Raw genomic sequence first — 17988 nt, forward strand, 5'->3', positions numbered from 1 at the left:
CATTTATGTGGTTGTTATGTTGCTCGCATGCATCGCGCGATGTCGGCCGATGCCTTCATTGAATGAACGTCGAGCGGTTTTCTTGCATGCACCTCGCTGATTCGCTGAAGCGTCGAGCGCCGTTTGAACACGCGCTCGACGCTTCTTCACTTGCACATCACTGGCAGGCTTCGCAGGTCGGATCGTCCACACCGCAGAACGCGATGTCGGTGGCAGGCATTGCGCTCATCTGTGCCTTCGCTGCAGCAGCGGCGGCTTCGAGTGCGCTCATGCCCGAAGGTGCGTCGTTGCCCGACGACACCGCGTTGAGACGGCCCGACTGCACCGTCGATTTTTCGGCGTGCGTCGCGCTCTGCGTGCGCAGGTAGTAGGTGGTCTTCAGGCCACGCAGCCATGCGAGCTTGTAGGTGTCGTCGAGCTTCTTGCCCGATGCGCCGGCCATGTAGATGTTCAGCGACTGCGCCTGGTCGATCCACTTCTGGCGACGCGCGGCGGCTTCGACCAGCCACGTCGTTTCGACTTCGAACGCGGTGGCGTAGAGCGCCTTCACGTCCTGCGGCACGCGGTCGATGGGGCGCAGCGAACCGTCGAAGTGCTTCAGGTCCATCACCATCACGTCGTCCCACAGGCCCAGGCGCTTCAGGTCGCGCACCAGGTAGTGGTTGATCACGGTGAATTCGCCCGACAGGTTCGACTTGACCGACAGGTTGCCGAAGCAGGGTTCGATCGACGCGTCGACACCGATGATGTTCGAGATGGTCGCGGTCGGAGCGATGGCCACGCAGTTCGAATTGCGCATGCCGTCGGCCTTGATCTTCGAGCGCAGCGCGTCCCAGTCGAGGGTGGCCGAGCGGTCGACCTCGACGTAGCCGCCGCGTGCCTTCTCGAGCAGGTCGAGCGAGTCGATCGGCAGGATGCCCTTGTCCCACAGCGAGCCCTTGTAGCTCGAGTACTTGCCACGTTCGCGCGCCAGCTCGGTCGAGGCCCAGTAGGCGTGATAGCAGATCGCTTCCATCGATTCGTCGGCGAACTGCACGGCTTCCTGCGAAGCGTAAGGAATGCGCAGTTCGTACAGCGCGTCCTGGAAGCCCATCAGGCCCAGGCCGACCGGACGGTGGCGCAGGTTCGAGTCGCGCGCCTTCTTCACGGCGTAGTAGTTGATGTCGATCACGTTGTCGAGCATGCGCATCGCGGTCGAGATCGTCTTCTTCAGCTTGGCCTGATCGACCTTGCCGTCCTTCAGATGCTGCAGCAGGTTCACCGAGCCGAGGTTGCACACGGCGGTTTCGGTGTCGCTGGTGTTCAGCGTGATCTCGGTGCACAGGTTCGACGAGTGAACCACGCCGGCGTGCTGCTGCGGCGAGCGCACGTTGCAGGCGTCCTTGAACGTGATCCAGGGGTGGCCGGTCTCGAACAGCATCGTGAGCATCTTGCGCCACAGGTCGGTCGCCTGGAGCGTGCGCGCGGGCTTGATCTCGCCGCGGGCGGCCTTCTCTTCGTAGGCGACGTAGGCCTTCTCGAAGTCGGCACCGAACAGGTCGTGCAGGTCAGGCACGTTGGAGGGCGAGAACAGCGTCCAGGTGCCCTTTTCCATCACGCGGCGCATGAACAGGTCGGGGATCCAGTTGGCGGTGTTCATGTCGTGCGTGCGGCGGCGGTCGTCGCCGGTGTTCTTGCGCAGCTCCAGGAACTCCTCGATGTCGAGGTGCCAGGTTTCCAGGTACGTGCAGACGGCGCCCTTGCGCTTGCCGCCCTGGTTCACGGCCACGGCCGTGTCGTTCACCACCTTCAGGAACGGCACCACGCCTTGCGATTCGCCGTTGGTGCCCTTGATGTGGCTGCCGAGTGCGCGCACACGGGTCCAGTCGTTGCCCAGGCCGCCGGCGAACTTCGAGAGCAGCGCGTTTTCCTTGATCGACTCGTAGATGCCGTCCAGGTCGTCGGGCACGGTGGTGAGGTAGCAGCTCGACAGCTGCGAGCGCAGCGTGCCGGCGTTGAACAGGGTGGGTGTGCTCGACATGAAATCGAACGACGACAGCACTTCATAGAACTCGATGGCGCGGGCTTCGCGGTCGATTTCGTTCAGCGACAGGCCCATGGCCACGCGCATGAAGAACGCCTGCGGCAGCTCGATGCGGGTCTTGCGCACGTGCAGGAAGTAGCGGTCGTACAGGGTCTGCAGGCCAAGGTAGTCGAACTGGTTGTCGCGTTCGGCCTTCAGTGCCGCGCCCAGGCGGGGCAGGTCGTACTGCAGCAGCTTTTCGTCGAGCAGCTCGTTCTCGACGCCCTTCTTGATGAACTGCGGGAAGTAGTCGGCGTAGGCGGTGGCGCGGTCGACCGGCATCACTTCGCGGCCGATGATCTCCTTGAAGATCGTGTGCAGCAGCAGGCGCGCGGTGGCGAAGGTGTAGTCGGGGTCTTTCTCGATCAGCGTGCGGGCGGCCAGGATCGACGCCTTGTAGACCTCGTCGAGCGGCACGCCGTCGTACAGGTTGCGCATCGTCTCGGCGACGATCGGCGCGGCCGTGATGCTCTCGCCCAGGTTTTCGCAGGCCGACTCGATCAGGCCCTTGAGTTCGTTCAGGTCGAGCGCGACGAGCTCGCCGTTGTCCAGCACATGCAGTGCGGGCGCTGCCGGCGTTTCCTGCTCGACTTGCCTGGAGCGCTCTTGCGTGCGGCGTTCGCGGTACAGCACGTACGCGCGGGCGATCTCGTGGTGGCCGCCGCGCATCAGGCCGAGCTCGACCTGGTCCTGCACGTCTTCGATGTGGAAGGTGCCGCCGCCCGGACGCGAGCGCACCATGGCGCGGATCACGCCTTGCGTGAGCGTGTCGACGGTCTCGCGCACGCTGGCCGAAGCCGCGCCCTGGGTGCCGTGCACGGCCAGGAAGGCCTTCATCATCGCGATGGCGATCTTGTTCGGCTCGAAGGGAACGACGGCGCCGTTGCGGCGGATGATCTGGTAGTGCGCCAGGTTCTGGCCGGTGGGGGAGCCAGCAGTGTCTCGCTGCTGCTGCGGTGGCGTCGAGGGAACGGCACGCGGGGTCGATGGGGTGTTCAGGGCTGTTTGCATTCGCTTCCTCTCGGTTGGCAATTCTTGTTGGATGGCGACGCCTTGGCCGGGCGTCGCGCCGACATTGAGCGTCGGACGGAAGACACTATATCTAGGGTGTAGAGGGGCTACAACCCACTAGATGTAGCGTTTTCCTCTGGATACAACCATGACTCGTATTCCTTTCGGCGTAGGACACGGCCAGCGATGCCGCATCAATACTGATTCATGGTCGCGCAACCCGCATGGAGCTTGGCTCGCAGCCCGATTTAGGCCTGCAGGGCGCATGGTTGCTCGATCGAGCGGTCGCAATTCTCGCATTGATGCGACGCAAGATCGGCGCATCGCGGGCCGTCGGCCGATTGAAAAAATTAGCGCTGCGCCACCTGCTCGGGAAACATTCGTGGATTCCAGCCGAGATGTTCGCGCAGCAGGCGCCAGTCGAAACCGCTGCCGGGGTCCTGCTTGCGGCCCGGCGCAATGTGCTCGTGGCCGGCGATGTGCGCGATGGCGTAGTGCTGCGCGATGGCGGCGCAGAGGCTCGCGAGCGTCTCGTATTGCGGTGCCTCGAAGTGCTCGCCTTCGAGGCCTTCGAGCTCGATGCCGATCGAGTCGTCGTTGCAGTTGCCGCGCCCGCGCCACGACGACACGCCGGCATGCCAGGCGCGGTCGTCGCAACTCACGAACTGCCAGAGCTCGCCGTTGCGGCGCACATAGAAATGCGAGGACACCTCGAGCCCGCGGATGCCCTGGAAGTAAGGGTGCGCGTCCCAGTCGAGCTGGTTGGTAAAGAGCTGCTGCACCGCGTTGCCGCCGTATTCGCCGGGCGGCAGGCTGATCGAATGCAGCACGATCAGGTCGGTCTGAGCACTGGCGGGGCGAGGGCCGAAATTCGGTGAACGCAGCGCCTTGGCGAAGCGGTACCAGCCGGCCTGCCAGAGGCCGCTGTCGGTGGCGTTGTCAGTCGTCGGCATGGCTGCTGGCGCCATCGTCGCCGCTCGGCGTGGTGATGCCCAACCGGGCGATGCGGTAGCGGATCTGCCGCAGGCTCATGCCGAGCCGCGAGGCGGCGGCGGTGCGGTTGAAGCCGCTCTCGTGCAGTGCGCGCACCAGGATTTCGCGTTCCTGCTGGTCGAGGTAGGCCTGTAGGTCGGACGGCAGCGGCGGCGGCGCGGGGCGAACGGGCTCTGCGATGGCAACCGGCGCAAGCACGAGCGCGGCAGGCGGATCGCCGGCAAACGACAGTGGCGCAGGCGCCGTGGACGCGGCTTCCGCAGCGGCCGCCGCAGCCGTGGCCGCGGCACCCATCAGGTCGAGGTGCAGTTCGTCGCCGTCGTTGAGCGCGACCGCGCGATGCAGCAGGTTTTCGAGTTCGCGCACGTTGCCGTCGAGCGGATGCAGCGCCAGCCGGCGCAGCAGCTCGGTCGACAGGTGCGGCACCGGCAGGCCGCCGTCTTGCGCGATGCGGGAGAGCAGGGCGGCGCACAGCGCGGGCAGGTCTTCGCGGCGGTCGCGCAGCGCGGGCACCGCGATCTCGATCACGTTGAGGCGATAGAAAAGGTCTTGCCTGAAGCGCGCGGCCTGCACCTCGGCATGCAGATCCTTGTGCGTGGCGCTCACGATGCGCACGTCGACCGCGTCTTCCTGCGTCGAACCGATCGAGCGCACGCTGCGCTCCTGGATGGCGCGCAGCAGCTTCGACTGCATGGCCAGCGGCAGGTCGCCGATTTCGTCGAGGAACAGCGTGCCGCCGCGCGCGGCCTGGAAGTAGCCGTCGCGGTCTTGCGCGGAGCCGGTGTACGAGCCCTTCTTGGCGCCGAAGAATTCGGCTTCGAGCAGGTTCTCGGGAATCGCGCCGCAGTTCACCGCGACGAAGGGTCCTTCGCTGCGCTGGCTGCAGGCATGCACCGCACGCGCCACCAGTTCCTTGCCGGTGCCCGATTCGCCGCGCACCAGCACCGGCGCCATGCCGCGCGCCACTTTCGCGATGCGTGACTTGACGAGACGCATGGGTTCCGAATCGCCCACCAGCCGGTCGAGCGCGGCGACACCGCTGCCCGACGTCACCACCGGTGCCTCGCTGCTGGCCGGCGCCGCCTGGGCGGGCCGCGTCGGCGGTTGCGGTGTCAGCCGCGCCTGCACGGCGGAGGCGACGACGGCGCGGAACTGCTTCAGGTCGACAGGTTTTGTGAGGTAGTCGAAGGCCCCGGCCTTCAGTGCCTCGACCGCGTTCTCGGCCGAGCCGTAGGCGGTCATCACCACGCAGCGTTCGCTGCGCTGGTCTTTCTGGATGCGATGGATGATTTCCATGCCCTGCCCGTCAGGCAGCCGCATGTCGGTGATCACCGCGTCGAAGCGGCCGGCCTCCAGGTGCTGCCAGGCTTCGGACACGCTGCCCGCGGCCTCGACGCGATAGCCCTCGCGCAGCAGCGTCAGTTCGTAAAGCGTGCGCAGATCGGGTTCGTCGTCGATGACCAAGATCTGCGCGGGGCGCTGGGTGGAGGGGTGCGGGGTGCTCACGGCGCTATTGTGTCAGCCGGTTTTCGCTGGCGGCGAAACTGACGAAGAATTCGTTGCCCTCGGGGCCGCCCGGCACGAGGGCGCGCCGCTCGTAGCCGATGGTGGCGCCGTGGCGCCGGCACAGCTCGCGGCACAGGAACAGGCCGAGCCCGCTCGAGCGGCTCTCGGACGAGAAGAAGGGCTCGAACAGGTGCCGCTTCACCGCGGGTTCCAGCGGCGCGCCGTCGCTCCAGACCATCAGGCTGGGCCGCTGGGTGGTGCCGCGATGCAGCGACGTCAGCACCTGGATCGAGCCCTCGCGCTTGCCGGCATAGCGCGCGGCGTTGTCGAGCAGGTTGACCATCAGGCGGCGCAGGTGTTCGGCGTCGAAGCGCACGTCGCTCTGCGGGGCGTCGAGCGCGATGAGCACGCCCTGGCGTTGTGTCTGGCGCACCCATTCGTCGGCCAGCACCTGCACCGCCGGGTCGAGCACCAGTTGCTCGCCGAGCGAAAGCACGCGTTGCTGGCGCGCCCGCGAGACGTCGAGCACGTCGTCCACGATGCGGGCGAGCCGCTGGGCGTTGTGCTGCACCATGCTTGTGAGCTTGCGGTGCGCGGGGTCGGTCAGGTCTTCGGCGAGCAACGCGCTGGCCTGGGTGATGGCGGCCAGCGGATTGCGGATCTCGTGCGCGACGGCGGCGGACATGCGGCCCATCGCGGCCAGCTTTTCGGTGCGGATGCGGGCTTCGAGTTCGCGCAGGTCCTGCAGGAACATCACGCACAGGCTGTCGACGTGCCGGTCGCTGGTGGGCGTGAGCCGGGTGCGCACGCGCACCTCGCGCGCGGCGCCGCGCGCCTGCGCCACCGGGATTTCTTCGGACTGGGGCGTCCGGCGCGCGAAGGTCTGGCGCGCCAAGGCGGCCAGCGCGTGCCAGGCCGGCTGCGCGTGCAGCGCGAACGGCAAGGGCAGCTTCGACAAACCCTGCCCCAGGATCGCGTCGGCCGCCGGGTTGGCTGCGTGCACCAGGCCCTCGGCGTCGATCACCAGCACGCCTTCGCTCAGCGTCTCGATCACCAGGTCGTTGACCTGGGCCTGCATCTGCGCGCTGCTGCGGTTGCGCTGCGCCACGGCTTCCTCGCGCGTCAGGCGGCGGGCCAGTTCGTGGGCGAGCAAGGCCACCACGAAGAGGCCGGTGCCCGTGAGCGCCGCCTGCACGAAGCGCCCGGAAGAATCGACCGGCTGCTGCAGCCAGTGCCAGCCCGCATCGGCCAGCAGCAGCAGCGTGACGCTGGCCGTGGTGCCCAGGCTCACGGTCATCGTGCCGAGCACCGCGCTCATGAGCACCGGCAACGCGAACAGCGGCGTGTAGTTGACGCTGCCGCCCTGGATCATCTGCAGCGACGTGAAGGCGGCGAGGTCCACGCCGATGGTCAGCAGCCAGAGCGGGGTGAAGCCGCGGATCGGCGGCACGAAGCGTGTGTAGCGCATGCCCAGCCAGCAGGCGACGAGGTAGCTGGCCGAGATCGCGATGGCCGCCGGCTGCATCGCCTGCCCGAGCGCGAACGCCACGCACTGCAGCAGCACCAGCACCAGCGCGATGAAGCAGCGCGCGACCATGAAGCCGCGCCACAGCCGTTGCAGGGCCGTGCTTTCGCCGCGGCCCTTTTCGAGCATGTCCCAGTCGGTGACCGGCTCGCCGCGCGACCAGAGAGGGGCGCTCATGAGAGGTGGTGCGCGATCAGCCCGGCGCCGCGCCGGCCTGGCGGTGCGCAACGCTGCAATAGACTGTGCCGCCGGGGCCGGCGATCGCGTCGGTTGCGGGCAGGTGCAGGCCGCAATGGGCGCAACGCACCATGGCCTGCGGCGGGCCGACCGAGGGCGCGCCGGGCGGCCGCTGCGCCCTGGCCGTGCGCTCGCGCTGCGCGTCGCGCATTTCCTCGCGGCGGTTCTTGCGCCAGAGCCAGATCGCGACCCAGAGCACGGCGAGGACAAGGAGGTACTTCATACGGGAGGACGCGCCAGCACCACCTCGAGCACGAAGCGCGAGCCCACGTAGGCCAGCAGCAGCAGGGCCGAGCCGGCGTACAGCACGCGCCGCGCCGTGCGGCCGCGCCAGCCGAAGCGCGCGCGCCCGATCAGCAGGACCGCGAACGTGACCCAGGCGAGCACCGAGAACGTCGTCTTGTGGTCCCACTTCCAGGCGCGGCCTGCGGCGCCGTACAACTGCTCGGTGAACAGCAGGCCCGCGAGCAGCGTGGCCGACAGCAGCACGAAGCCCGCGGTCACGAAGCGGAAAGTCAGGCGCTCGAGCGTGAGCAGCGGTACACCGCCTTCGGGAGGCGAGCCGCTGGCAAGGCGGATCTGCTTTTCGGCCCGGGTGATCAGCCAGGCGTGGACGACGGCCGCGCCGAACAAGCCATAGGACGCGATGCCCAGCGCAAGGTGCAGGGGCAGCCATGGCGAGGCGGTGACGTGCAGCGGCGTGCCGGGAAACAGGATGGCCAGCAGCACGGCGGCCGCCCCGAGCCAGGCGAGCGCGCGCCGCACCTTCAGTTGCGGATACATGCGGCTTTCGACCGCGTAGACAGTGAGCACCAGCCAGGCGGTGACCGAGAGCGCAGGCGCAAAACCGAAGCGCGGCTCGCTCCCGATCAGTCCGTGCGCCAGCACCGCCGCATGCAAAAGCCATGCAATTCCGAGGGCCCACTGGGTGGTCTGGCGACTCAGCCGGGCGCCCGCGGCGGCGGCAAAACCGTAGGCCGCCGCAGTGGCGATGCCCAGCGCCACGCCGAGTGGGGAGGGGATCGCTAAAATCATCGGTGGAGTTTATCTCCCCCAGGCTTGCGCACTTCGTGTCGCAGCGCCAACCCCCTCACCGGGGGCGACACCTGAGGCCCGGCAAAGCCGGTTCCTCGGTGTCTCCCGAAGGGGCAGTAAACGGCCGATCTCAGGTTCACGACTCTCCAATGACCCGCTGCGGCGGGCAGCAAGGCATCTCTTTCATGGCCACCGCCCTCACAGAAAAGTTCTCCCGCCTCGTCAAGACGATGAGCGGCCAGGCGCGCATCACCGAAAGCAACGTGCAGGACATGCTGCGCGAAGTGCGCATGGCGCTGCTGGAAGCCGACGTGGCGCTGCCCGTGGTGCGCGACTTCGTCGCCCGCGTGAAGGAAAAGTCGCTGGGCCAGGAAGTGCTGGGCTCGCTCAAGCCGGGCCAGGCGCTGGTCGGCATCGTCAACCGCGAGCTCGCCGCCACCATGGGCGAAGGCGTCTCGGACATCAACCTCGCGGCCCAGCCGCCGGCGGTGATCCTGATGGCGGGCCTGCAGGGCGCCGGCAAGACAACCACCACCGCCAAGCTGGCCAAGCACCTGATCGAGAAGCGCAAGAAGAAGGTGCTGACGGTGTCGGGCGACGTGTACCGGCCGGCCGCCATCGAGCAGCTCAAGACCGTGACCAAGCAGGCCGGCGCCGAGTGGTTCCCGAGCACGCCCGACCAGAAGCCGCTGGACATCGCGCGCGCCGCGCTCGACCACGCCAAGCGCCACTATTTCGACGTGCTGCTGGTCGACACGGCCGGCCGGTTGGCCATCGACGAAGTGCTGATGACCGAAATCAAGCAGCTGCATGCGGCGCTCGATCCGGTCGAAACCCTGTTCGTGGTCGATGCCATGCAGGGCCAGGACGCGATCAATACCGCCAAGGCCTTCAAGGAGGCGCTGCCCCTCACCGGCATCATCCTGACCAAGACCGACGGCGACTCGCGCGGCGGTGCGGCGCTGTCGGTGCGGCAAGTCACGGGCGTGCCGATCAAGTTCGCCGGCGTGAGCGAGAAGATCGACGGCCTCGAGGTGTTCGATGCCGAGCGCCATGCGGGCCGCATCCTGGGCATGGGCGACATCGTCGCGCTGGTCGAGCAGGTCACGGCCGGCGTCGACGTGGCGGCGGCGCAAAAGCTGGCGGCCAAGGTCAAGAGCGGCGCGGGCTTCGACCTCAACGACTTCCTGGGCCAGCTGCAGCAGATGAAGCAGATGGGCGGCCTGTCGAGCCTGATGGACAAGCTGCCTGCACAGATGGCCGCCAAGGCGACCGAAGCCGACATGACCCGCGCCGAGCGCGACATTCGCCGCAAGGAAGGGATCATCAACAGCATGACGCCGCTGGAGCGCCGCAAGCCCGAACTGCTGAAGGCCACGCGCAAGCGCCGCATCGCGGCCGGCGCCGGCGTGCAGGTTCAGGAAGTGAACCGCCTGCTCAACGAGTTCGAGCAGATGCAGGGAATGATGAAGAAGATGAAGGGCGGCGGCCTCATGAAGATGATGAAGCGCATGGGCGGCATGAAGGGAATGGGCGGCATGGGTGGCCCCGGCGGTCCGAAGCTGCCGTTCTAGAGCCCGTACATATATAGAGACACAGAAGCCCGCCGGGGCAATCCCCGGCGGGCTTCGTCGTTTTCAGCTCTGCACGTCGTAGACCGTCTGGTGCGCCTCGACCGGTGCCGGCAGTTCCCAGCGATGCAGCATCCGCTCGATGCCCGCGTTCGACAGCGTGGTGTCGCGCTCGCGGTTGCGGCGCATCAGCTCGGCATGCGGCACTTCCAGGTACACCAGCTCGATCTGCGCGTGGTACGCCCAGAGCAGGTCCAGTGTCTTGGTGCGCATCTGCTGGCTCAGGTGCGTCGCGTTCCAGACGAAACGCTCCTGCTTGCGCAGCAGCGCCTTGGCCTGATCGACCGCATGGTGCGCGGCGAGCCCATCGTTCTCGCCGTGCTTGAGGCCCAGCTCGGCGCGCGCATCGTCGAAGGACACCACCGGCCAGCCCTTGCGATGCTGCGCCACCCAGTGGTTCTTGCCGCTCGCGGGCAGGCCGCACATCACCGTCACCCGTGAGCCCGGCGTCTGGAACAGCGGGTAGTCGGGGCTCGTGTCGGCGCCTCGGAAGTAGGCCAGGCGCGTGTGCGCATCGGCCATCTTTCGCGGGCCGTCCCAGCAGCCTTCTTCCTGTGCCAACTGCTCGAAGAGCGCGATGTCGGCCATGCTGTCCGCGCGCTTTTCGTAGTGGCGCCCGAGCATGTCGCAGCGCGCCACGCAGCACAGGTCGGGCAGGCTCAACTCCCACGAGAGCTTGTGCACCAGCCATTCGGGCCGCACGCCCTTGCGCGAGGCAAAGGCGTGGAACGGCACCTGGTGCACGGCGATGATCCGGCAGACGGCCTCGCGCAATGCGAAGGGCACGCGGGCCTTCCACATCAGCACGCGCACGTCGACCGAACCGCGCCGCGAATGGCCCGGCTGGCCGATGCGGCCACTGGCCTCGTCGATCACCGTGGTGTCGGGCTTGGCGATGTCGTGCAGCAGGCAGGCCATGAACAGCACGAAGCGGCCATTGGCATCGGCGCGCTGGTAATGCGCGTCCTGCATCAGTGCGTCGAGCACCATGCGCGTGTGGATGCCGACGTTGCCCTCGGCGTGGTAGTACGGGTCTTGCGGCGTTTCTTCGAGACGCAGCAATTCCGGCAGCAGCTCGCAGCACTGTGCCCAGTCATAGCCTTGCGCGGGCGAGGGAACCAGCGCGCGCAGATCGTCTTCGGTCATCGCGGCCTCCTTGTGGTTGTCGTCAGCGCGGCAGAGTCGCGCAGCGTGTGCAGGCCCAGGTCTTCCCAGCGCAGGCTCGGTGTCGGCGCATAGAGGTCGACGCCCGGCGCGAGCTGGTTGGGCAACACGGGCCGCCGGCTGTGGTGCGAGCCCGAGTCGAGGATGGTCTGCACGAAATCCGGCCGCACCCACTTGTAGCGGCCCGTCACCTCGCCGTCCGATTCGGTCTTGATGTACAGGCCCTCGGCGAGGTCCGACAGGTCGGTCTGCTGGCGCACGAGATCGAGCGGTTGGCCTTCGTGCGCCACCGCCTGCTCGAAGGCCGTGAGCCAGCCGGTGCTGCGCGCGAGCGAAGGCCGCACCAGCGCGCGCAATGCCTTCGCGTGGATCGGCATCTCGCCCTCGTAGAGCACGGGCACCGACATGACCGGGCCGTCGGCAAGCAGCGCATGCCGCGCGGGCGTCGACAGGAAGCGCTGCGCCTGCCGGTCGTAGATGTCGAACTCCAGGAAGAAGGCCGGCAGCCGGTCGTACCAGCAACTGTGCTTGGCAAAGCACCACTCGCCGTACATCACGTACCGGTCTTCGAGCCGCTCCAGCAGCGCGGCTTCGTGTGCCGCGGCCCAGTGCTTGAACAGGTTGAACTGGCGCTCGCCCGCGCCGCCCGCGAGGTAGTGGCCGCGCGATTGCAGCAGCAGTTCACCGGCCGATGTGAAGGAAACGGCTGCGTTGGCGCCATCGAGTTTTTCCTCAATGACGGCATGCTGGCCGTGCAGCGCTGACAACGGCGTCTGGCCGGCGTCGCTGTCGCCGGCCTGCAGGCGCGAGCCTTCCAGATGCGCAGTACGCGGGTACTTGAGCAGCGGAATCGACGAAAGAGAAGAAGAGAGAGGGAACACGTTGTTCTCCAGATGCAAATCAGGAAGAACCGACAACGTGCGGGAGCGAAGCTGGGAAAGTGGGTCGACTTCGTCGGCCGTGAAGGCCGTGTCTGGTCAGCGGGGAACGCAGCTTGGCGCCCGACATGACCAGTGAAGTGGTGTTGTCGGCGTCAGAGAGTGATGACGGCGAATCGGGGCACTTGGCGCTCCAGGGGATCGAGGGATCCGTGGGTTGAAAAAGAAGTGCGCGATTCTAGCCACGCACGGTCGGGCTGGATCAACGGGCGCAAAAAACTTGCAATCCGAAACGTCTGGAGGGCCGCTTGTACGGCAGGGCGCCAGCGCAAGGCAGGCGCTTCGCAGTCGCCTACAACTCGGCCAGCACGGTTCCGAAGTACCGCCCGCGCGCGACCTCCTGCAAAGCTTCGGGCGCCTGCGCGATGCCCTTGAGCAGCACATGCGGAAACACGATGCGGCCCGACCGCAGCCAGACGCCGAACTGGCGGTTCCATTCGGCGCGTGCATCCGGATCGTCGTCGGCGCTGTATCCACGCATCGCGATCTTCTTCAGCAGGAGCTGGACCGAGTCGAGCTCGACCGGTGCGGTCCTGCCCGCGCCGTGGCTCGCCAGTTGCCCGGACAGCGTGCCGACGATCACGAAGCGTGCGTTCTCGCGCGCCACGGCGACGGCCGCCTCCAACTGCTCGCCTCCGACGTTGTCGAGCAGAACATCGATGCCATCGGGCGCTGCGGCCTTCAGTTGATCGACGATCGGCCCGGCGCCGCGGACCACGGCGGCGTCATAGCCCAGTTCGTCGGTCAGCCGGTCCGCCTTGTCCCGCGAGCCCGTGCTGCCGATGACCCGGCCGGCGCCCAGCAGTCGGGCGATCTGGCCAGCCATCGACCCGATGGCGCCGGCGGCGCTGGTCACGAACACCGTGTCCCCCGACTGGATCTGCACGCCGCGCGTCAGTGCCGCGTAGGCGGTCCAGCCGTGCGCAAGATGGGCTGCTGGCATCGGCAGTTCTTCGTGGTCCAGGCGCGTGCAGTCGATAGCGGGCACGGCGGCGTATTCGCGCCAGCCCTGGACGTGCATCACGAGGTCGCCCGGCGCAAGGCCGCTGCCTTCGGGCGCCGAGACCACTTCTCCAATGGCCTCGCCGCCCAGCGTGTCGCCCGGGTTCAACGCCGGGAACGGGATGCCTTCGACGTTCTCCGCACCCTCGCTGATCATCATGCGCAACGACGCCGAGACGCGGACGCAGCGGTTGCGGATCAGCACGTCGCCGCTGCCCGGAGCGGGGCACGGAACTTCGACGATCTCGAAATCTTCCGCGCTGGGAAGGCTGCGGGGCTTGGTCTTCAGCCGGACTTCGCGGCTGCTGTGCGGCAGTGGTGACATGAACGGCGTCCTGCAAAAATGTGAGCTTCGTGTTCATATTTTTTGATGGAGGGCGCTGCCATGTCTACTCGCATTGCCGCAATGGGCCAGACGATGCGCAAAGCACCGAAGCAAGCGAGTTCCCGCGCCACGGTGGATGCCATCGTCGAGGCCGGGACTCAGGTTTTGGGGCGGCGGGGCTGGGCCGGATTCACGACCAACGAGGTTGCGGAGGCAGCGGGCGTGAGCATCGGCTCGCTCTATCAATACTTTCCCAACAAGCTGTCGTTGATCGAAGCCCTCAGGCGCCGTCATTTCGACGACGTGCTCGGCGTGTTGCAGGCCGCGAGCGAAGACGTAAGGCCGCTGGAAGAAAGCGTCGGTTCGCTGGTCCAGGGCATGCTGGCCGTTCATGGCTCGCACCCTGCGCTTCACCGGGCGCTTCTCGAAGAGACGCCGCGCAGCGAAGAGACCCGATCGGCCCACGATGCGTTCGATGCGCAGTACCTGCAGCACTACAAGGCGATCGTCGCGACGCATCGAAAGCGCCGCGGCGCCAGGCGCAACGACATCGCAGCGCAGGTGGTCTCCGCGGCAATCGAGGGCGTCGTGCACCACGCGGCGCTGAACGGCCTGCTCGACTCGCCAGCGTTGAAGAAGGAGTTGGTTTTGCTGGTCTGCGCCTACGTGTGCGCACCATGAAAAAAGCCGGCCCAGGGGCCGGCTTTTCGTGAGGCAGTGCTTTCAGCGCATCAGGCGGTTGCCAGTGCGGGGCGCGCCAGGCGCAGCGCATGCATCCAGGCGCGGCGCAGCACGGCCGGCGAACGCGATTCCTCGGGAATCAGCAGGAAGCCGCGGTCGCGCAGCGTAGTGCCCAGCGCGATCTGGCTGGTCAGCACCGTCAGCGGAATCGCCAGCAGCAGCGGCAGGCCGACAGGCATGAGCCAGATCAGCGCGCTCGGGTCGATCATCGCGACGCCGACGGCCAGCGCGGCGATCACCAGCGTCATGGGGGCCAGCTGCGAGGCAGCAACCTTCCACGGCACGGCGGCGGCTTCACGCGGGGGCGACTTCCAGTCGAGCTTGATGCCGGTGAGGGCGACCACCACGAACAGCGAGTGGGCCAGCATGCGCACCGGGGCTTGCACGATGGCGAGGCCGCTTTCGAGCACCGAGCTCTTCACCAGGCCCCACACGCCACCGTACTGGCGTTGCTCGCCGCGCATCAGCACGGCAGCGATGCCCAGCACGCGCGGCAGGAACAGCAGGCACAGGGTCCAGACCCACAGGCCAGCCAGTTCGGCGGGCAGCACACTCCAGTTCGACACGAGGCTGGAACCGCTGAGCCACAGGGCCGTGCCCAGCGTCAGGAACGCGAGCCACAGCGGGGCGGAAACATAGGCCATGGTGCCGGTCACGAACATCGCGCGGTGCACCGGGTGGATGCCGGGTTCGGCCATCAGGCGGGCGTTCTGCAGGTTGCCCTGGCACCAGCGGCGGTCGCGCTGCAGTTCGGCCAGCAGGTCCGGCGGTTGCTGTTCGTAGCTGCCGACCAGGTCGGACACCAGCCACACGTTGTAGCCGGCACGGCGCATCAGTGCGGCTTCGACGAAGTCGTGCGACATGATGCCGCCCGACATGCCGCCGGTGCCCTTGATCGGGGCCAGCGCGCAATGCTTCATGAAGGGTTCGACGCGGATGATCGCGTTGTGGCCCCAGTAGTGCGATTCGCCCAGTTGCCAGAACTGCATGCCCAGCGTGAACAGGCGGCCCGTCACGCGGGAAGCGAATTGCTGTGCGCGGGCGTGCAGCGTGACGTGGCCGATGGCCTGCGTCGCGGTCTGGATGATGCCGGCGGTGGGGTTGGCTTCCATCAGCTTGACCATCGAGGTCAGGCAGTCGCCGCTCATCACCGAGTCGGCGTCGAGCACGACCATGTAGCGATAGTCCTTGCCCCAGCGGCGGCAGAAGTCGGCCACGTTGCCGGCCTTGCGGTGCGTGCGGCGGGTGCGCAGGCGGTAGTAGACCTCGACCTGCGGCTGGTTCGGGCTTTCGGCCAGGGCGGCACGCAGGTCTTCCCAGGCGGCGCGCTCGGCGGCGGCGGTCTCGGGGTTGTAGCTGTCGGACAGCACGAACACGTCGAACTGCCTGGCGTGGCCGGTGGCCGCGACCGATTCGCAGGTGGCGCGCAGGCCGGCGAACACCGTGGCAACGTCTTCGTTGCAGATCGGCATGATGATCGCGGTGCGTGCCTCGGGGTTCATCGGGTGGTTGGCGACCTGCTTGGCCGACAGCGCATGCTTGTCACCGCGCACCGAGACGTAGAAGCCCATGAGGGCGGTCACGAAGCCGGTCACGACCCAGCCCGACAGCAGGCCGTACAGGCCGATCTGGCCGTATTCGAGCCAGACGTTGTCGTAGTCGGGTTGCACGCTGGCGAACAGCGTCGAGGCGATCACGGTGCTCAGCACGGTGAGCAGCATGAAAGCCAGGCGGCGCTGCGCCGCGGCGCGTTGCCACGGCTGCTTGACCTGTTGGGCGGATTCGGTGCCTTCAGCGGCATCGGCCGAGCGGCCCGCGCCGAGCTTCACCAGCGCGGCGGTGCCCAGGCTGTTCCAGAAACCGCGCCAGGGGCGGGGCGTCATCGAACCGCGATTGACGGGAGGTGCGGTGACCGCGTTGGGGTGGCGTTCTTCGCGAACCGGGCTGCGGTGCGAAAAATCGGTATCGGCCAGCACGTTCAGTTGGGAGAAGTCGTTCGGCTTCATGCGATTTACCAACGTTGCTTGTCGAGCGAAGGGGTGTCGCCAATGGCCGGAAGGCGCTTGAAGACGCAGTCCGTGGCGGCGCCGCCAGCGCTTGCGAGCGCGGCCAGCGAATGGCCCGCGGCACGGGGCCGCAAGGAGGAAAACTGCTTTTGACGCAGGCCGTCGCGCTGCTGGCGCAGTGCGAAAGATGGGCTGGTGAGTGCTGTCATGCCTGTACAGGGGCAAACCCTGTGCCAGGCTGGAAAAACGCTTTCAGATCAACGACTTGGGGAGCTTCGGGTGCCGTTTCGGCCGCCGGAGCCGGCCGGAGGGGCCCAAAACCCCTGTTTTTGTCGCCGAATCCCGACAAGCCATGGCGACTGGTGGGGATTGGCCTTTTAAATCAACGACTTAGGGGCGTCGCTACTCGGCGACAGGGTCGCTGCCATTGGCGACAACGTCGGCTTTGAAGTGCCCCGGCGTGAGCTCGTGCTTCTGCAGCAGGCGGTAGAACTCGGTGCGGTTGCGGTCGGCCAGACGGGCTGCGTCGGCCACGTTGCCGTCGGTCAATTTCAGCAGGCCGACCAGGTAATCGCGCTCGAAACGCTGCTTGGCCTCGGCATAGGTCTGGACCTCGACCGTCGGCACGCGCAACGCACGCTGCACCAGCGCCAGCGGGATCAGCGGTGAACTCGACAGCGCGCAGACCTGCTCGACCACGTTGAACAGCTGGCGCACGTTGCCCGGCCATGCCGCCGTGGTGAGCGCCTTCAGCGCCTCGGGTGCGAAGCCCGACAGCCGCTTGCCGTACTTGGTCGACAGGCGCTGCAGGAAGTGATTGGCCAGGAGCGGAATGTCTTCGCGCCGCGCGGACAGCGGCGGCAGCGTGAGTGTCACCACGTTCAGGCGGTAGTAAAGGTCTTCGCGGAACTGGCCCGCTTCCATCGCGGCGTCGAGGTCGCGGTGGGTGGCCGAGACGATGCGCACGTCGACCTCGATCGACTGGCTCGCGCCCAGCGGCCGCACCGCACGCTCCTGCAGCACGCGCAGCAGCTTGACCTGCAGCGCGGGCGGCATGTCCCCGATTTCGTCGAGCAGCAGCGTGCCGCCGTCGGCCTGCTGGAACAGGCCCTTGTGGTTGGCGTGGGCGTCGGTGAAGGCGCCCTTCATGTGGCCGAACAGTTCCGACTCGAGCAGCGCCTCGGGGATCGCCCCGCAATTGACGGCCACGAAGGGCTTGTCGGCGCGCGCGCTGGCCTTGTGGATGGCGCGGGCCAGCAGCTCCTTGCCGGCGCCCGAGTCGCCGCGCAGCAGCACCGAGGCGTCTGACTTGGCGACCATGCGTGCCTCGGCCAGCAGCTCGGCCATGCGGTTGCTGCGGCTCACGATTTCCGAGCGCCAGCTGTCGTCGCCGGCCTTGCTTGGCGTGGCGGCCGGCGCACCGAGCGCCAGCGCTTGTGCGATCTTGTCGAGCAGCTCGCGCGCGTCGTAGGGCTTGGTGAGGTAGGTGAAGACGCCGCGTGCCGTGGCCTCGACCGCATCGGGAATGGTGCCGTGCGCCGTGAGCAGGATCACCGGCAGCGAGGGGTGGCGCTTGCGGATCTCGTCGAACAGTGCGAGGCCGTCGCGCCCGGGCAGGCGCACGTCGCTCAGCACCAGTTGCGGATGCTCGATTTCGAGCTGGGTGAGGGCGGTCTCGGCCGAAGTCACGGCCGTGACCTGGTAGCCCGCCGACACCAGCCGCATCGAGAGCAGCCGAAGCATGTCCGGGTCGTCGTCGACCACGAGGAGACGGGCGCCTGGCGTGCTCATTCAAGAACCTCCGTGCTGTTG

General features: G+C 67.4%; 14 protein-coding genes. 2 read left to right on the forward strand and 12 right to left on the reverse strand.

Annotation, left to right across the window (positions count from 1 at the left end):
* Nucleotides 1-157: 157 nt before the first annotated feature.
* The 6 genes from BLQ28_RS23125 to BLQ28_RS23150 all read right to left on the reverse strand — a co-directional run bounded on the left by BLQ28_RS23125 (nt 158) and on the right by BLQ28_RS23150 (nt 8369).
* Nucleotides 158-3073 carry a ribonucleoside-diphosphate reductase subunit alpha gene (locus BLQ28_RS23125; RefSeq protein WP_093244986.1) on the reverse strand — a complete coding sequence of 972 codons (2916 nt, stop codon included), beginning with the start codon at nt 3071-3073 and terminating at the stop codon, nt 158-160.
* A 350-nt stretch (nt 3074-3423) separates the two neighbouring features.
* Nucleotides 3424-4026 carry a 1,6-anhydro-N-acetylmuramyl-L-alanine amidase AmpD gene (ampD, locus tag BLQ28_RS23130; RefSeq protein ID WP_093244989.1) on the reverse strand — a complete coding sequence of 201 codons (603 nt, stop codon included), beginning with the start codon at nt 4024-4026 and terminating at the stop codon, nt 3424-3426.
* On the reverse strand, nt 4013-5572 hold the full coding sequence (locus BLQ28_RS23135) for a sigma-54-dependent transcriptional regulator (protein WP_093244991.1): 1560 nt from the start codon (nt 5570-5572) through the stop codon (nt 4013-4015). The genes ampD and BLQ28_RS23135 overlap by 14 nt, the downstream gene beginning before the upstream one ends.
* A 4-nt stretch (nt 5573-5576) precedes the next feature.
* Nucleotides 5577-6890: a two-component system sensor histidine kinase NtrB gene (locus BLQ28_RS23140; protein WP_371126707.1), complete on the reverse strand. Its 1314-nt coding sequence runs from the start codon at nt 6888-6890 to the stop codon at nt 5577-5579.
* A 400-nt stretch (nt 6891-7290) separates the two neighbouring features.
* Nucleotides 7291-7557 carry a PP0621 family protein gene (locus BLQ28_RS23145; protein ID WP_093244996.1) on the reverse strand — a complete coding sequence of 89 codons (267 nt, stop codon included), beginning with the start codon at nt 7555-7557 and terminating at the stop codon, nt 7291-7293.
* Entirely contained in the window at nt 7554-8369 is an 816-nt protein-coding gene (locus tag BLQ28_RS23150; RefSeq protein WP_093244999.1) for a cytochrome C assembly family protein, read from the reverse strand. Before BLQ28_RS23150 ends, BLQ28_RS23145 begins: the two co-directional genes overlap by 4 nt.
* A gap of 185 nt (nt 8370-8554) precedes the next feature.
* Here BLQ28_RS23150 and ffh point away from each other — a divergent pair, with 185 nt between their 5' ends.
* Nucleotides 8555-9943 carry a signal recognition particle protein gene (gene ffh, locus BLQ28_RS23155; protein ID WP_093245001.1) on the forward strand — a complete coding sequence of 463 codons (1389 nt, stop codon included), beginning with the start codon at nt 8555-8557 and terminating at the stop codon, nt 9941-9943.
* 63 nt (nt 9944-10006) lie between these two features.
* Here the strand turns inward: ffh and BLQ28_RS23160 are convergent, their stop codons facing one another.
* From BLQ28_RS23160 to BLQ28_RS23170, 3 genes are all read right to left on the reverse strand, one after another.
* Nucleotides 10007-11146 carry an AAA family ATPase gene (locus BLQ28_RS23160; RefSeq protein ID WP_093245004.1) on the reverse strand — a complete coding sequence of 380 codons (1140 nt, stop codon included), beginning with the start codon at nt 11144-11146 and terminating at the stop codon, nt 10007-10009.
* Nucleotides 11143-12045 (reverse strand): RNA ligase family protein, encoded by a 903-nt coding sequence (locus tag BLQ28_RS23165; RefSeq protein ID WP_093245006.1) that lies wholly within the window; start codon nt 12043-12045, stop codon nt 11143-11145. Before BLQ28_RS23165 ends, BLQ28_RS23160 begins: the two co-directional genes overlap by 4 nt.
* A gap of 349 nt (nt 12046-12394) precedes the next feature.
* Complete coding sequence (locus tag BLQ28_RS23170; RefSeq protein ID WP_093245009.1) at nt 12395-13429, reverse strand: MDR family NADP-dependent oxidoreductase; 1035 nt, start codon at nt 13427-13429, stop codon at nt 12395-12397.
* Between the two features lie 60 nt (nt 13430-13489).
* On the opposite strand from BLQ28_RS23170, the gene BLQ28_RS23175 reads away from it, so the two are divergent.
* Nucleotides 13490-14110 carry a TetR/AcrR family transcriptional regulator gene (locus BLQ28_RS23175; RefSeq protein ID WP_093245011.1) on the forward strand — a complete coding sequence of 207 codons (621 nt, stop codon included), beginning with the start codon at nt 13490-13492 and terminating at the stop codon, nt 14108-14110.
* Nucleotides 14111-14160: 50 nt separating this feature from the next.
* On the opposite strand, the gene mdoH is transcribed toward BLQ28_RS23175, so the two are convergent.
* The 3 genes from mdoH to BLQ28_RS23190 all read right to left on the reverse strand — a co-directional run bounded on the left by mdoH (nt 14161) and on the right by BLQ28_RS23190 (nt 17967).
* Entirely contained in the window at nt 14161-16176 is a 2016-nt protein-coding gene (mdoH, locus tag BLQ28_RS23180) for a glucans biosynthesis glucosyltransferase MdoH (protein ID WP_093245014.1), read from the reverse strand.
* A gap of 5 nt (nt 16177-16181) precedes the next feature.
* Nucleotides 16182-16385, reverse strand: a complete 204-nt coding sequence (locus BLQ28_RS23185; protein ID WP_093245017.1) for a hypothetical protein — start codon at nt 16383-16385, stop codon at nt 16182-16184.
* Between the two features lie 193 nt (nt 16386-16578).
* Nucleotides 16579-17967: a sigma 54-interacting transcriptional regulator gene (locus BLQ28_RS23190; RefSeq protein ID WP_093245019.1), complete on the reverse strand. Its 1389-nt coding sequence runs from the start codon at nt 17965-17967 to the stop codon at nt 16579-16581.
* Nucleotides 17968-17988: the final 21 nt, after the last annotated feature.

This window comes from Variovorax sp. EL159 (genome assembly GCF_900100965.1).
Classification (GTDB): domain Bacteria; phylum Pseudomonadota; class Gammaproteobacteria; order Burkholderiales; family Burkholderiaceae_C; genus Variovorax.